This window comes from Allobosea caraganae (assembly GCF_003351345.1).
Classification (GTDB): domain Bacteria; phylum Pseudomonadota; class Alphaproteobacteria; order Rhizobiales; family Beijerinckiaceae; genus Allobosea; species Allobosea caraganae.
Map to the genome: position 1 here is coordinate 71,889 of NZ_QQTO01000021.1, position 14,152 is coordinate 86,040.

Consider the following 14,152-nt stretch of genomic DNA (forward strand, 5'->3'; position numbering starts at 1 on the left):
CGTCTTCCTACGCCACCAGATGCTTGTTCTGCGGGAAGAGGAATTTGCGGGCCTCTTCGTCCACCTCCATCTTGAAGGTGAACTGCTCCTTCAGGGCCACGGCGCGCTGCGCCGCCGGACGGGCCGAGATTTCGTCGAGATGGCGCTTGACGTTGGAGAGCTTTCCGAAAGCCTCGTCGCCGAGCGCGAACTGAGCGCGGGTCGCCCAGCCCCAGACCGACATGTCGATCAGCGTATAGGCGTCGCCGAGCATGTAGCGGTGCTTGCCGAGCTGGTCGTTGATGATGCCCCAATGGCGCTCGGCCTCGCGGGCATAGCGGTTGATCGCATAGGGCAGCTTCTCCGGCGCGTGGAGGGAGAAATGCACCGCCTGGCCGCAATAGGGGCCGATGCCGGTGGCGACGAACATCAGCCAGGACAGCATCTGGCCGCGCGCCTCGGGCGTGTTCTCGGGCAGGAACTGGCCGGTCTTCTCGGCGAGGTAGAGCAGGATGGCGTTGCTGTCGAAGACCTTGACGTCGCCGTCGGTGATCGCGGGGGTCTTGCCGTTGGGGTTGATCGCCAGGAACTCGGGCTTGAACTGGTCGCCGCGGCGGGTGTCGACCGGCACCATCTCGTAGGGCAGGCCGGTCTCTTCCAGGAACAGCGCGATCTTCGCCGGGTTGGGCGAGGGATGGTAGTAGAACTTGATCATCGGGGTCTCCATAGGATCGGCCCCCGCTTCTTAGCACTCGCATCGCCCTGTCCGGGCATGATATCCGCACAAGCCCGCTCCAATGATGCCGACAGGTCGCGCCATGCCCAACCGCCCCGTGATGCTGATGATCCTCGACGGCTGGGGCTGGCGCGAGGAGAGCGAGAACAACGCCGTCAGGCTGGCGAAGACGCCGAACTTCACGCGGCTCTGGGAAAGCTCGCCGCATGCCTTCCTGAAGACCTCGGGGCTCGATGTCGGCCTGCCGGAGGGCCAGATGGGCAATTCCGAGGTCGGCCACCTCAACCTCGGCGCCGGCCGCGTCGTGATGCAGGACCTGCCGCGGATCAACCGGGCGATCGCCGACGGCTCGATCGCCGCGGCGCTGGAGGCGACGGGGCTGATCGCCAAGCTGAAGCAGAGCGGCGGCGCCTGCCATCTGCTCGGCCTGGTCTCGCCCGGCGGCGTGCATGCGCATCAGGACCATGCGGTCGCGCTGGCGAAGATCGTGACGGCGCAGGGCGTTCCCGTCCGCGTCCACATCTTCACCGACGGGCGCGATACGCCGCCGCAATCGGCCGGCGACTATGTCCGCGACTTCGTCGCGGCGCTGCCTGAGGGCGCGAGCGTCGCCAGCCTGTCGGGCCGCTACTACGCCATGGATCGCGACAATCGCTGGGAGCGGGTCGAGAAGGCCTGGGCCGCGATGGTGCTCGGCGAGGGCAAGGGCTTCGCCAGCGCGGAAGCGGCCGTCGCTGGCGCTTATGCCGTCGGCATCAACGACGAGTTCATCATGCCCGACGTGATCGGCGCCTATGCCGGCATGCAGGATGGCGACGGCTTGCTCAGCTTCAATTTCCGCTCCGATCGCATCCGCGAGATCCTGGCTGCGGTGCTGGAACCGGAGTTTTCCGGCTTCAAGCGCTCGCGCGTACCGGCGCTGGTCGAGGCCGTGTCGATGACCTCCTACAGCGCCGAGCTCGACAAGCGGATGGCGGTGATGTTCGCGCCGCAGACGCTGGCCAACGGCCTGGGCGAGACGGTCGCCAAGGCCGGCCTGAAGCAGGTGCGCATGGCCGAGACGGAGAAGTATCCGCACGTCACCTACTTCTTCAACGGCGGCGAGGAGACGCCCTATCCCGGCGAGGACCGGGTGATGGTGCCGTCGCCCAAGGTCGCGACCTATGATCTGCAGCCGGAGATGTCGGCGGCGGAGCTGACCGACAAGGCGGTCGCGGCGATCTCCTCGGGCAAGTACGACCTCGTCGTGCTCAACTTCGCCAATCCCGACATGGTCGGCCATACCGGCGTGCTCTCAGCCGCGATCAAGGCGGTCGAGACGGTCGATGGCGGGCTAGGCCGCATCGCCGAGGCGGTGACGAAGGCCGGCGGCGCGCTGCTGGTCACGGCCGATCACGGCAATTGCGAGCTGATGGTCGATCCGGTGACCGGTATGCCGCACACGGCCCATACGACCAACCCGGTGCCGCTCATGCTGATCGGCGGGCAGGCCAAGGCGCTGGCGGATGGGCGACTGGCCGATATCTCGCCGACGTTGCTGGCTTTGATGGGGCTGGAGCAGCCGGCGGAGATGACGGGTGGCTCGCTGCTGCGCTGAAGCGGTTCCCGATCAGCTCAATCGTCATTGCGAGCGTAGCGAAGCAACCCAGGGGGCTCGCTCACCCAGTCCCCCTGGGTTGCTTCGCTACGCTCGCAATGACGGGGTCCGCGTCATCCCGGACAAGCCGCGTAGCGGCGCCGCTCCGGGATCCATCATAAAGCACAGAGCCCTACGATGGATCCCGGCGCTCCGCTTCGCTGCGGCCGGGATGACGGCGCGGTTGCGAGAAACCCAGCTCAGAAGCTGTACGAGACCTTCACCTTCAGCAGGTGCTGGCTGAAATTGGTCAGGTCGAGATTGCCGGGCTCGCCCTTGGCCTTGCCGGCGAGCTGGACGTTGTAGGCGGCCGAGATCGCCAGCGCCTTGGTCGCCTGCCAGTAGACGCCGGGGCCGGCGAAGGTGGCGTAGCCGGCTTCCTTGCTGAAGCCGAGCGTGTTGTAGGCGCGCTGGTGGCGCACCTCGCCGCTGAGATAGACGCCGTCGAGCACCTGCCAGGCCAGCGAGCCGCCGAGCGTCAGGGTCGAGGAGCGGCCATACGGGTCCGGCCCGGTCCAGGTCATGTCCTGCGAGACGTTGAGCGCGGCGTAGAGCTTGCCGGGGATCAGCGTCTTGTCGGCGAAGAGGCGCAGGCCCGTGTTGTAGACGGTGAAGCGGCCGGCGCCCTCGGGATCGATCCGGTTGAAGCTGGGATCGACGACCGCGGTCAGGCCGATGCCGTGCAGGTCGCGGCCGAGCAGCTTGTACTTCATCTCGACGCCGGCGCCGAAGCTGCGCTCGTCGGCGCTGATGCCGCCGACCGAGGCGTTGGTGAAGTTGCCGAGCAGGTAAGGGCCGACCTCCATGCAGGGGAACAGGCCGTAGGAGCCCTGCAACTGGCCACTATTGCTGTTCAGCCGGCCGGTGCGCGTGCCGTAGGCGCCGCCATAGGTGAAGCTCGGGCCGAAGGAGCCGACATCGGCGACGTCGGAGCCGGTGGTGAAGCCGAAGGCGTCGGTCGGGATGCCCTCGCTCTCGGTGCAGGCGGAGGGCGGCGGCGGAGCCGCGGGCGCTGATTTGCGCGAGGGCAGGTCGGCGGCGAAGGCGGAGGTCAGGCCCGCGCTCAGGAGCAGGGCGGAGGCGGCGAGCTTGAGCGACATCGGGCAGTTCCTATGGGCGGTTCAGACCCGCTCAGGGCGAAGATGGCCGGAGCGACTCTGGTCGAGCTGATGAAGCGACCATCGTCCAGAAAGCCCGGCAAAGCGAGAGCCCGCGCAACCTCCGTGAGTGTAATAGTATAACATGTTGCGCCGCCGCAACAGCAGCCCTCAGGGCGCCGCGACGGAGGCGAGCCGGGCGAAGGCGCGCGGCGCGATCTCCTCCAGCGCCGCGATTGGCTTCCAGGCTGCGGCATGGACCTCCTCCTCCTGCGCCACCAGCGGCAGGGCGGGATCGGCGAGGAAGAGATATTGCAGGTCGTGGTGGATATGGGCCGGCTCGCCGCGTGATGGCTTGCCCGGCACGTCATGGCTGTCGATGGCGAAGGGCAGGTCGCCGCCGCCATGCCAAGGATGCAGCTTCAACCCGGCGACGCTGGTCTCCTCCAGCGCCTCGCGCGCGGCCGATTGGTGGAAGAACTCCGCCGGCTCGTAATGCCCGCCCGGCTGGAGCCAGCGGCCGATCACGACATGGTCGATCAGCAGGATCCGGCAATGGTCGGGCGAGAGCACGATCGCACTTGTCGTGACATGGCCCGGGAAAGTGTCGCGGCTGTCGAGCGCGTGGCGCTCCGCGATCTGCCAGCGCAAGATGCTCGCGCGGATCGGCGATCTCGGTGCGGAAGCGAGCGACGAGCGGCTCGAGCCGGGCGAGGAAGGATTGGGACGTGTCCATGGCTCTGGATAGCCGATTCGTCGAGGCGACTACTTATTTCAGCTGCAGGCGGTATTCCTCGAAGCCGCCATCCTTCAGCCCGTCATAGCCGACGAGGATGCTCAGGCTGTCCGGCGTCTCGGCGAGAAGCGCGACCACCTCGGCCTTGGCCTTCTTGCGGTCCGGCAATTCGCCGAGTTCGCGCGCGGCCGCGGGTTGGCGCGGATCGACCAGGATGAGCGCATAGGGCACGCCCTGCTCCTGCCGCGGGCCGACCAGGGCAACGAGCCGGCCGTCACGGAGCGCGGCGAGATCGCGGATGCCGCGCCCCTTGCCGGCGTCGAAAGTCACGGTATCGATCGCTGCCTTCAGCGGGTCCGAGCCGGCTGCGAACAGCGCGGCGACGCTGGTGCCGACCAGCACCGCCTTGCCGGCCGGAGCCGGCGCGCGCAGGCCGGCCCAAAGCTGGTCGCCGCTTACGGCAAGGCCTTCGACATTCAAGCCATCGGCGCTCATCAAATCCTTGCCGAAGAAGCTGCCGGCCGCTGCCGCCCGGCGCAACGCATCGCCGAGCCGGTAGGTCAACTCGGCCGGCCCCTCCGGCTTGCCGGCGGCATCGACCCTGATCCGGGCGAGCTGGAAGGAGGAGAGCCGGAACTCGCCCGAGTTGCGCGAGCAGCCATGCGAGCCGGTGACGTAGAAATAGGGGGCGGCGAAGGCGGCGCCCTCGCTGTCGAACTCGCCATAGCCGCCCTGCTTCGGGCAGGCGACCGAAGGCCTGGCGCCAAGCGCTGCGGGTGAGGGCGCCGTGCCGATCAAGGCGATCGTCTTGCCCGGCGTGATGCGCTTGCCCTTCAGCGTCGCGAACTGGGCGTCGATATTCTCGTCATTGCCCAGCAGGCAGCGCCGCTCGCCATCGACGGCTGGCAGGCAGGCCATACCGCTGACGTCCCTAGCTGGCTTGCCGGGCTTCTTGCCCTCGAAATCGCCGGTGGCCTCGATGGAACGCTCGGGTTTGAGTGGTTTGGCCGACGCGGGCATCGCGGTGAGGATGGCGGCGACCGCGACCAAGACAAAGACGAGACGAGTCATGACGGCGCTCCAAGGTTCTGGGCGATAGAGCTCGTGCCGCCGCCGCTTGTCAAAGCATGGGGTTTGAGCGCGCAGCGGGGATAAGCGAGCAACTTATCCCCACCCCCTCCGACCTCCCTGATCATCCGCGCGCAAAGACGGAGATCACATGCATGACGGTCACGAACTGGGCGCGGGAGGTCCTCGATCTCGATATCGCGCTAATGCGAATAGAACTCTGGGTGGTGGAACTGCGGCGCGGTTTGGCGTTGAGCCGCAGCGCAAACAGTCCCTCCCTGAAATACAACCCGAACCAACCTCGCGTGCCCGAGGGGCGCCCGAACGGCGGGCAATGGACTGACGGTGGAAGCGGGGAGGGTGGCGGGGGCGGCACCCTCAGTGATTGGTCCAGTACCTGGCTTGGCGGAGCGCCAGGCGTAGGGTTCGATCGGGATATTGCAGAGGGGCTCGCGGCCCCAAGCGATGAGCTGGGAGAGTGGGGCGGCGAGGCGGATGAATCTGACGAGTTGCCAGTTCACGAGGCAAGCAACAGGTCGCGCAGTAGCGGCGGAAGCTGGCCTAACGCTTCTCCGGCACAACAAGCGCGGCTGACGGCCTCAGAGCTTCAAGCTCAGGCTGCAATCAGGCGGGTGCAAGAGATAGATGCGCGCTGGCGGCCAGGTTCCAGCATTTCGGAGGGTATTGAAGGCTCGATCGCAACCAATCAGGCCATTGTGCGACAGGCCGAAGGGCGTCTGCGCGAGCTTCAGGGGATGGGGCTGGGTTTTGGACCATTTGCTCGCGACTCGATACCGGCCCGCGGGCCAGGCCGGACGAACGCGGAAGAGCAGCGGGATGTCAATCGAATGGGATACATTTTTGGCTGCCATACGTGCGGAGCAACGACGCCAGGAACACAGTCCGGCAATTATATCGGCGATCACCAACGCCCCAATGCTCTGTCGCCGCCTGGACAACAGCAGTGGCTCGTTCCGCATTGCTTAAGCTGCAGCAGGAGCCAAGGTGGTGCCATAACAGGGCTGAAATGGAGGCGATGATGGTTGTCCGTCAAGCGATTATTCGACCCAGCAATTCCCTTGTCGTTATTTCGGGGGGAGGCAAGGTAGATATACCTGTAGGGCGAGCGATAGAACCCGTCGCAGCCTCCCCAACCTGCCTTCTGGTGGCCTGTTGCCCTGAGGTAGATGGCGATACCGAGCTTACCATCGGTCTTTCGAACGAAGTCGACCCGGGTAACGCGCCAGGTTTCGTTGGTCGACTTGAAACACCTCGACGGCGGATCGTCGTCGAGACGGTTGAAGAGGAGGTGATCTTCGATCAGATCGTTCCCTCAACGCAGACAGCAGTTCGTATTTGGTTCAGTCACCCGAAATGGCCGGAGAAGGTGATCATCGGCATCGACTGACGGCGGTAACAGTGAGCGCCAGAATTTTTCTGGCGTTCACTGAAGAACAGGTTTCCATTCTTCATGTGCATCCTGCAGTATCTGACAGGTGGCTTTATTCATGGCTTGAGATACAGAAGCTGAACATGGCTCGCCAATCGGTTATCCGACCCAGCAATTCGATCGTTTTCGTTCATGGCGGGGGGCACTCGACGTGCCCGCCGATAAAATCAATCCAAAGATCAGTCTCGTGGCCGCAAGCCCCTCATGCTTGGCTGTCTGTGTAAATCCAGAAGTCGACGGCCCGACAGAGCTGACCTTCGGCCTTTCGAGGGAGGTCGATCCCGGCTACGCGCCCGGTTTCGTCGGTCAAGTGGAGACGCCGCGGCGCCGGATCATCATCGACACCGTCGAGGAGGAGATCATCTTCGATCAAATCGTTCCCTCGACGCAAACGGCCCTCCGCATCTGGTTCAGTCACCCGAAATGGCCGGAGAAGGTCATCGTCGGCATCGACTAGCGGCAATAATGGCGGGCGCCGAACTTGGTTGGCGTTCGCCGAAACCCACTGCAGAGTCTCTTTCATCTCCAAGTGCCTGCAAAGCCCTGGCCGATTTGGCCCGGCGTTTGCGCTGATCCTGCTCGCTTAGCCTATGCCGTACGAAATCGAGACGATCAGGATCAATTCAGCACATCTTGGAGACGACATGTCGCAACGCCAGCGCTCACCACGGCTATCGCGTATTCTCGACCGCCTTAGCAAGCGCAAGCGGGCCGCCAAGCAAGCCGCGGCGAAGGAAGCGCGCAACGAGGACAAGCACGGCAGGCAGCAGGACCAAGCTTCCGCCAACACGGCCGAAGACGTGAAGAACTAAAATTCTACACTCCGGCGCGGGCAGCCTGCGCCGGAGTGGTCTTTCCAAAGTGGTCGCTGCGAAGTCCGCGCCAGAGCGTCCGCAGATCAGGCGCAGACGGTCGCCAAGTCTCAGTTCAGCTTGCCGTAGGCCGGGAGCGTCAGGAAGTCCTCGAATTCCGGCGCCAGCGAGAGCTTGGAGAAGATCTCGATCGCCTCCGGGAAGCGGCCCTTGGCGTAGTTGTCGGCGCCGACCTCGCCCTTCACGCGCTCCATCTCCTCGGTGAGGCAGCGCTTGAACAGGTCCTTGGTGACCTTGGTGCCGCCATCGACCTCGACGCCGTACTGGACGAACTGCCAGATCTGGGCGCGGCTGATCTCGGCCGTCGCGGCGTCCTCCATCATGTTGTAGATCGGCACCGCGCCACGGCCGCGCAGCCAGGCCTCAAGGTACTGCACGCCGACGCGGATGTTCTCGCGGAAGCCGGCCTCGGTGCGGGTGCCGTCATGGACCTCCAGCATGTCGGCGCGGCCGACATTGACGTCCTCGCGCAGCTTGCCGAGCTGGTTGGCTTGCGGCATCAGCCGGTCGAAGACCTCGTTGGCGACCGGGACGAGATCGGGATGGGCGACCCAGGTGCCGTCATGGCCGTCGCCGGCCTCGCGCTCCTTGTCGGCCTTGACCTTGGCGAAGGCGGCCTCGTTGGCGGCGGGGTTGTTCTTGATCGGGATCTGGGCGGCCATGCCGCCCATCGCGAAGGCGTTGCGCTTGTGGCAGGTCTTGATCAGCAGCAGCGAATAGGCGCGCAGGAAAGCCTTGCTCATCACCACCTGCGAGCGGTCCGGCAGGACATAGGCCTGGTTGCGGGCGAGCTTCTTGATGAAGGAGAAGATGTAGTCCCAGCGGCCGCAGTTCAGGCCGGCGATGTGGTCCTTCAGCTCGTAGAGGATCTCGTCCATCTCGAAGGCGGCGGGAAGCGTCTCGATCAGGACGGTGGCCTTGATCGTGCCGTTCTTCAAGCCGAGCGCGGTCTGCGTCGCGACGAAGACGTCGTTCCAGAGGCGCGCCTCGAGATGGGTCTCGAGCTTGGGCAGGTAGAAATACGGACCCGAGCCCGCTGCGAGCGAAGCCTTGGCGTTATGGAACAGGTAGAGGCCGAAATCGACCAGCGCGCCCGAGGCGATCTCGCCGTCGATCTCGATATGGCGCTCCGGCAGGTGCCAGCCGCGCGGGCGGATGATCAGCACGGCCGGCTTGGCGCCGACCTTGTAGGCCTTGCCCGTGACCGGGTCGGTGAAGTCGATCTGGTTGGCCCAGCGATCCCTGAGGTTGATCTGGCCCTCGACCATGTTGGCCCAGACCGGCGAGGAGGCGTCCTCGAAATCGGCCATGAAGACTTTCGCGCCGGAGTTGAGCGCGTTGACGATCATCTTGCGATCGACCGGCCCGGTGATCTCGACGCGGCGGTCGAGGAGATCGGCCGGGATCGGAGCCACCTTCCAGTCGCCCTCGCGGACATGCTTGGTCTCGGCCAGGAAATCCGGGGTCTCGCCGGCGTCGAAGCGCTTCTGGCGCTCGGCGCGCAGCGCGAGCAGGCGCTTGCGGGTCTCGTTGAAGCGGCGCTGCAGGTCGGCCACGAAGGCGAGCGCGTCATGGGTCAGGACCTCGTCGAAACGGGGGCCGATCGCGCCGGTGATGACGACGCCCTTGGGCAGGTTCAGACTGGTCGACATGGCGTGTACTCGCTGGTGGTTTCGTTCCGGGTGGGACTTATTGCGCCGATGGACTTTCTTCGCTAGGCGCAGGAAGCGTGAGCACTTGTTCCGTAAATGAAAAGATAGGGGCTGCGCGTCAACGCCCGCCCAGTTCGACGAAGCGCCCAATAAAGCGCTCCTGCGCCGCTTCCGTCGAGAGGGGATTCAGCCAGTCCATCACCGTGCGCGGCAGGGGCTGCGGACGGCCGAAGAATTTCAGCGCCTCGGCGCGCTCGAAGCCGGCCAGTTCCGTTGCCTCGAGGAAGGCGGCGATCTTGTCGGCGTCCTTGGTCTTGCGCTTGAGCAGGGCGGGAGGCTCGGCCGGCAGGCTGAAGCGCAGGTGGATCGCCGCGAGCAATCTCAGCTCGACGCTCTTATAGGCGTCGCCCATCACGACCTTGAAGGGCGAGATCATGTCGCCGATGACGTATTCCGGCGCATCGTGCAGCAGCGCCATCAGCCGCCAGGCGTCGGACCAGTCGGGGTTGAGATGGCCTGCGATCGCCTCGACCAGCAGGCAATGCTGCGCCACCGAGAAGGAATGCGCGCCCTGCGTCTGGCCGTTCCAGCGGGCGACGCGGGCGAGGCCATGGGCGATGTCGTCGATCTCGATGTCGAGCGGCGAGGGGTCGAGCAGGTCGAGGCGGCGGCCCGACAGCATGCGCTGCCAGGCCCGGGGCGAGGCGGGGGGCTTGGCCATGCTCAGGCGGCAGGCCGGGCGTCACGCGCCAAAGCCGCGCATTCCTGCCAGCGAAAGCAGCCGGTGACGTGGTCGTTGACCAGCCCGCAGGCCTCCATGAAGGCGTAGACGATGGTCGGGCCGCAGAAGGTGAAGCCGGCGGCCTTGAGTTCCTTCGAGACCGCCTCGGAGACCTTGGTCTGGGTCGGCACCTCCTCATGGGTGCGGAAGGCGTTCTGGAGGACGCGGCCATCGAGATGCTTCCAGAGGAAATCGGCGAAAGGCTGCTTCTCGCTGATGACGAGATAGGCTCGGGCGCTCTTGATCGTGCCCTCGATCTTGCCGCGATGGCGGATGATGCCGGCGTCGCCGAGCAGGCGCTGGACGTCGGCCTCGCCGAAGCGGGCGATCGCCTCCGGCTCGAACCCGGCGAAGCCGGCGCGGAAGGCGTCGCGCTTGCGCAGGATGGTGATCCAGGCGAGCCCGGCCTGGAAGCCGTCCAGGATCAGCTTCTCGAACAGGGCGCGGGAATCGTATTCCGGCACGCCCCATTCGGTGTCGTGATAGGCGAGGTAGAGCGGGTCGGTGCCCGGCCAGACGCAACGGAACTTGCCGTCCGGCCCCTCGACTGCAGCGCGCCCGGTCATGCTGCGGCTCCGAAACCCGGTTCGCCCGGGAAGAGGAAGTGCAGGAAGGACGGCTTCTCCAGCGTGAAGGCGAGGCCGCCGCCAGCGAGCGTCTGGCCCTCGGCCAGCGCATCGGCGACGCGGTCGAGCCTGAGCATGGCGAGGCCGCGGCCTCCGGCGGACGAGCCGATGTGGCCGAGCGACTTGCCGCCGGCGCTGGCCTCGACACCCATTTCCGGGTTCAGGCCCTCGGTGAAGACCACCGGCACGGCGCGGGTGCGGGCGGTGCCGCGATGCTGCATGCGGGAGACGACCTCCTGGCCGATATAGCAGCCCTTCTTGAATGAGACGCCGCCGAGCTGGTCGAACAGGGCCTCGTGCGGGAACGTGTCGCCATAGGCGAAGTCGCGGCCGCCATCGGGGATGCCGAGCGCGATGCGGCGGGCGTGATAGGCGTCCATGTCCTCGCTGGCGATCTCGTTGAGGCCGTCGCGGTCGGTGATGGCGCGGCCGCCGAGCTCGGACAGGCGCGGGTCGGCATAGGTCAGGCCGGCATCGGCCGGCAATTGCGAGCCGTCGGTCGCGGCGATTACCGCGCTCGCCTCGCTGAGATCGTCGAGCGCCACCTTGGCGCGCAGCTTGTAGAGTTTCAGTCGCTTCATCAGATCGGGCACCTGGAGGAGCGGCGCGTCGAGCAGGAAGCCGCCGCCTTCCGACTCGGGCACCGCGATCACCAGAAAATCGCTGATGATCTTGCCTTGCGGTGTCAGGAGCCCGCCATAGCCGGCGTGGTCGGCGGTGACGAGGTCCATCTCGTTGGTGACGATGTTCTGCAGGAAGTCGCGCGCGTCCTCGCCGCTGACGCGGATGACGCCACGGTCTTTGAGGTGGGCCGCCTTGAGATGAGCTGCCGGCATGGCTCGCTTCCGGTTGAGAATCTGGCTGGACGTGTGTTGATCCGATAGGTAGGCCGCTTCCATCCCTTCCTCAACCAGCAGGACCCTTCCGATGCCGCAGAGCTATGATGTCCTCCTGAAGGGCGGCACGGTGGTGAACCAGGACGGAAGCGGCGCGCGCGACCTCGGCATCACCGGCGGCAAGATCATGGCCATCGGCGATCTCAGCCAGGCCTCGGCCGGCGAAGTGGTCGATTGCCGTGGCCTGCACATCCTGCCCGGCGTGATCGACAGCCAGGTGCATTTTCGCGAGCCGGGGCTCGACCACAAGGAAGACCTGGAGAGCGGCTCGCGCGCCGCGGCGCTGGGCGGTGTGACCTGCGTCTTCGAGATGCCGAACACGATCCCGCAGACGACGACGCCCGAGGCGCTGGCCGACAAGGTCAGGCGCGGCCGGCATCGCATGCATTGCGACTTCGCCTTCTGGGTCGGCGGCACGCATGAGAACGCGCATGAGGTCGCCGAGCTGGAGCGGCTGCCCGGCGCTGCCGGCATCAAGGTGTTCATGGGCTCGTCCACCGGCGACCTGCTGGTCGAGGACGACACGGGCGTCGCCGAGATTCTGAAGCGGACGCGCCGGCGCTCGGCCTTCCATTCCGAAGACGAGATGATGCTGCGCGAGCGGATGAACCTGCGCGTCGAGGGCGATCCGTCGAGCCATCCGGTCTGGCGCTCGCCCGAGGTGGCGCTGACCTGCACGAAGAGGCTGGTCAGGATCGCGCGTGAGACCGGGGCGCGGGTGCATATCCTGCACATCTCGACCGGCGAGGAGATGGTCTTCCTCAGGGATCACAAGGACGTCGCGACCGTCGAGGTGCTGCCGAACCACCTGACGCTGGTCGCGCCGGATTGCTACGAGCGGCTCGGCACCTACGCCCAGATGAACCCGCCGATCCGCGACGACAGCCATCGCCAGACGATCTGGTGGGGGTTGGAGCAGGGCATCGTCGACGTGCTCGGCTCCGATCACGCGCCGCATACGCATGAGGAGAAGCATCACGCCTATCCCGCCAGCCATTCCGGCATGCCGGGCGTGCAGACGCTGGTGCCGATCATGCTCGACCACGTCAATGCCGGCAGGCTGACGCTGGAGCGCTTCGTCGACCTGACCAGCCATGGCCCGCAGCGCATCTTCGGGCTCGAGGGCAAGGGAAGGATCGCGGTCGGCTGGGACGCGGACCTGACCATCGTCGACATGAAGCGGCGTGAGACCATCACCAATGACTGGATCGCGTCGAAATGCGGCTGGACGCCCTATGACGGCGTCAGCGTCACCGGCTGGCCGGTCGGCACCTATGTGCGTGGTCGCAAGGTGATGTGGGAGCGCGAGCTCACGACGCCGTCGCAGGGCGAGCCGGCGAGGTTTTTGGAAGCGCTGCCGCGAGCGGTTTGAGGCGGTTTGCCTCGGTGCCACAGGTCGTCATCCCGGACGTAGCGGAGCGGAGCTCCGGGATCCATCATAGGGCTCCGGAGCTTTACGATGGATCCCGGAGCTGCGCCGCAAACGCGGCTTGTCCGGGATGACGGAGAGGTTTTCGCAAGGGCCAAAGAGATAGTTCGAAGGGCCTCGAAATTTTCTCGGGGCCCGTGTCGATTCTCGTCGACCTCGTTCGACGTGTCAGTAGAGACCGGATGCGGCAAGGTGCCGGCCGGCTCCGATGACAACCCAGGGAGAACGACCATGCGTTTCATGATCATCGTCAAGGCGACCACGGACAGCGAAGCCGGCATCATGCCGAGCACCGAACTGCTCACCGCGATGGGCGCCTATAACGAGGAGCTGGTGAAGGCCGGCATCATGCTGGCCGGCGACGGCCTGCACCCGAGTGCGAAGGGCGCGCGCATCCATTTTGACGGCGACAAGCGCGCCGTCGTCGACGGACCCTTCGCCGAGACCAAGGAGCTGATCGCGGGCTTCTGGATCTGGCAGTGCAAGTCGATGGACGAGGCGATCGAATGGGTCAAGCGCTGCCCCAACCCGATGCCGGGGCCGTCCGAGATCGAGATCCGCAGGATATTCGAGGCCGAGGATTTCGGCGCGGAGTTCACGCCGGAGCTGCGCGCGCAGGAAGAGCGCGTCTGGGCCGAGGCCAAGAAGAATTCCGAGTGAGCCTGTCGATCCCGCGGCGCGTCGTTCGACGTGTCGTCGGGAGCCGGCCGACAGCACCATGGCCGGCCGGCTTCAGAGACCGATCTCAAGGAGCAAGCCATGCGTTTCATGATCATCATCAAGGCGACCAAGGACAGCGAGGCCGGCATCTTTCCGGACGACGACGGTAAGCTGATGGCGGATATGGCCGCGTATCACGAGGAACTGGTGAAGGCCGACATGCTGCTCGACGGCTCCGGCCTGAAGCCGAGCGCCAAGGGCTGGCGGATCAAGTACGACGCCGATGGCAAGACGAAGGTCGTCGACGGCCCCTTCGCCGAGACCAAGGAGCTGGTCGCGGGGTACACGCTGATCAAGGCCGATACGCGCGAGGAGGCTATCGAATGGACCAAGCGCTTCCCGATGCCCTTCGAACTGGGCACGGCCTGCGAGATCGAGGTGCGCGAGCTCTATGAGCTCAGCGATTTCGAGCAGTACGACTCGTCGCAGCGCTTCCGCGACATGGGCATCGGCGGGGTGTGACCTCCGTCGCTC

At 65.8% G+C, this 14,152-nt stretch carries 15 protein-coding genes; 7 read left to right on the plus strand and 8 right to left on the minus strand.

All coding sequences use genetic code 11. The features are described 5' to 3' along the window. Positions 1-7: 7 nt before the first annotated feature. Positions 8-694, minus strand: a complete 687-nt coding sequence (locus DWF00_RS14590) for a glutathione S-transferase family protein (RefSeq protein WP_114832323.1) — start codon at positions 692-694, stop codon at positions 8-10. Positions 695-797: 103 nt separating this feature from the next. On the opposite strand from DWF00_RS14590, the gene gpmI reads away from it, so the two are divergent. Further along, complete coding sequence (gene gpmI, locus DWF00_RS14595; protein ID WP_114832366.1) at positions 798-2,312, plus strand: 2,3-bisphosphoglycerate-independent phosphoglycerate mutase; 1,515 nt, start codon at positions 798-800, stop codon at positions 2,310-2,312. Between the two features lie 239 nt (positions 2,313-2,551). Here the strand turns inward: gpmI and DWF00_RS14600 are convergent, their stop codons facing one another. From DWF00_RS14600 to DWF00_RS14610, 3 genes are all read right to left on the minus strand, one after another. Next, a complete protein-coding gene (locus tag DWF00_RS14600) occupies positions 2,552-3,451 on the minus strand; it encodes a hypothetical protein (RefSeq protein ID WP_114832324.1) in 900 nt (299 codons plus the stop codon). 168 nt (positions 3,452-3,619) lie between these two features. Further along, complete coding sequence (locus DWF00_RS14605; protein WP_181832878.1) at positions 3,620-4,099, minus strand: NUDIX hydrolase; 480 nt, start codon at positions 4,097-4,099, stop codon at positions 3,620-3,622. A 118-nt stretch (positions 4,100-4,217) separates the two neighbouring features. Next, on the minus strand, positions 4,218-5,255 hold the full coding sequence (locus DWF00_RS14610) for a DUF3616 domain-containing protein (RefSeq protein ID WP_114832326.1): 1,038 nt from the start codon (positions 5,253-5,255) through the stop codon (positions 4,218-4,220). Between the two features lie 961 nt (positions 5,256-6,216). Here DWF00_RS14610 and DWF00_RS29095 point away from each other — a divergent pair. From DWF00_RS29095 to DWF00_RS29445, 3 genes are all read left to right on the plus strand, one after another. Continuing rightward, positions 6,217-6,660: a hypothetical protein gene (locus tag DWF00_RS29095; protein WP_181832879.1), complete on the plus strand. Its 444-nt coding sequence runs from the start codon at positions 6,217-6,219 to the stop codon at positions 6,658-6,660. A 193-nt stretch (positions 6,661-6,853) separates the two neighbouring features. Continuing rightward, positions 6,854-7,159, plus strand: a complete 306-nt coding sequence (locus tag DWF00_RS29100; RefSeq protein ID WP_147283831.1) for a hypothetical protein — start codon at positions 6,854-6,856, stop codon at positions 7,157-7,159. 187 nt (positions 7,160-7,346) lie between these two features. Next, positions 7,347-7,514, plus strand: a complete 168-nt coding sequence (locus DWF00_RS29445; protein WP_181832880.1) for a hypothetical protein — start codon at positions 7,347-7,349, stop codon at positions 7,512-7,514. Positions 7,515-7,624: 110 nt separating this feature from the next. Here DWF00_RS29445 and aceB read toward each other — a convergent pair whose 3' ends face one another. The 4 genes from aceB to ygfZ all read right to left on the minus strand — a co-directional run bounded on the left by aceB (position 7,625) and on the right by ygfZ (position 11,469). Next, on the minus strand, positions 7,625-9,226 hold the full coding sequence (aceB, locus tag DWF00_RS14625) for a malate synthase A (RefSeq protein ID WP_114832329.1): 1,602 nt from the start codon (positions 9,224-9,226) through the stop codon (positions 7,625-7,627). A gap of 118 nt (positions 9,227-9,344) precedes the next feature. After that, entirely contained in the window at positions 9,345-9,947 is a 603-nt protein-coding gene (locus DWF00_RS14630; RefSeq protein ID WP_114832330.1) for a YfbR-like 5'-deoxynucleotidase, read from the minus strand. Between the two features lie 2 nt (positions 9,948-9,949). Beyond that, on the minus strand, positions 9,950-10,573 hold the full coding sequence (locus tag DWF00_RS14635) for a DNA-3-methyladenine glycosylase I (protein ID WP_114832331.1): 624 nt from the start codon (positions 10,571-10,573) through the stop codon (positions 9,950-9,952). Further along, a complete protein-coding gene (ygfZ, locus tag DWF00_RS14640) occupies positions 10,570-11,469 on the minus strand; it encodes a CAF17-like 4Fe-4S cluster assembly/insertion protein YgfZ (RefSeq protein WP_114832332.1) in 900 nt (299 codons plus the stop codon). The genes DWF00_RS14635 and ygfZ overlap by 4 nt, the downstream gene beginning before the upstream one ends. Before the next feature lie 91 nt (positions 11,470-11,560). Here ygfZ and DWF00_RS14645 point away from each other — a divergent pair, with 91 nt between their 5' ends. The 3 genes from DWF00_RS14645 (at position 11,561) to DWF00_RS14655 (ending at position 14,140) form a co-directional block, all read left to right on the plus strand. Continuing rightward, positions 11,561-12,901, plus strand: coding sequence for a dihydroorotase (locus DWF00_RS14645; RefSeq protein ID WP_114832333.1), 1,341 nt, complete (start codon positions 11,561-11,563; stop codon positions 12,899-12,901). 288 nt (positions 12,902-13,189) lie between these two features. Further along, complete coding sequence (locus tag DWF00_RS14650; RefSeq protein ID WP_114832334.1) at positions 13,190-13,618, plus strand: YciI family protein; 429 nt, start codon at positions 13,190-13,192, stop codon at positions 13,616-13,618. Between the two features lie 99 nt (positions 13,619-13,717). After that, on the plus strand, positions 13,718-14,140 hold the full coding sequence (locus DWF00_RS14655) for a YciI family protein (protein WP_114832335.1): 423 nt from the start codon (positions 13,718-13,720) through the stop codon (positions 14,138-14,140). Positions 14,141-14,152 lie beyond the last annotated feature (12 nt).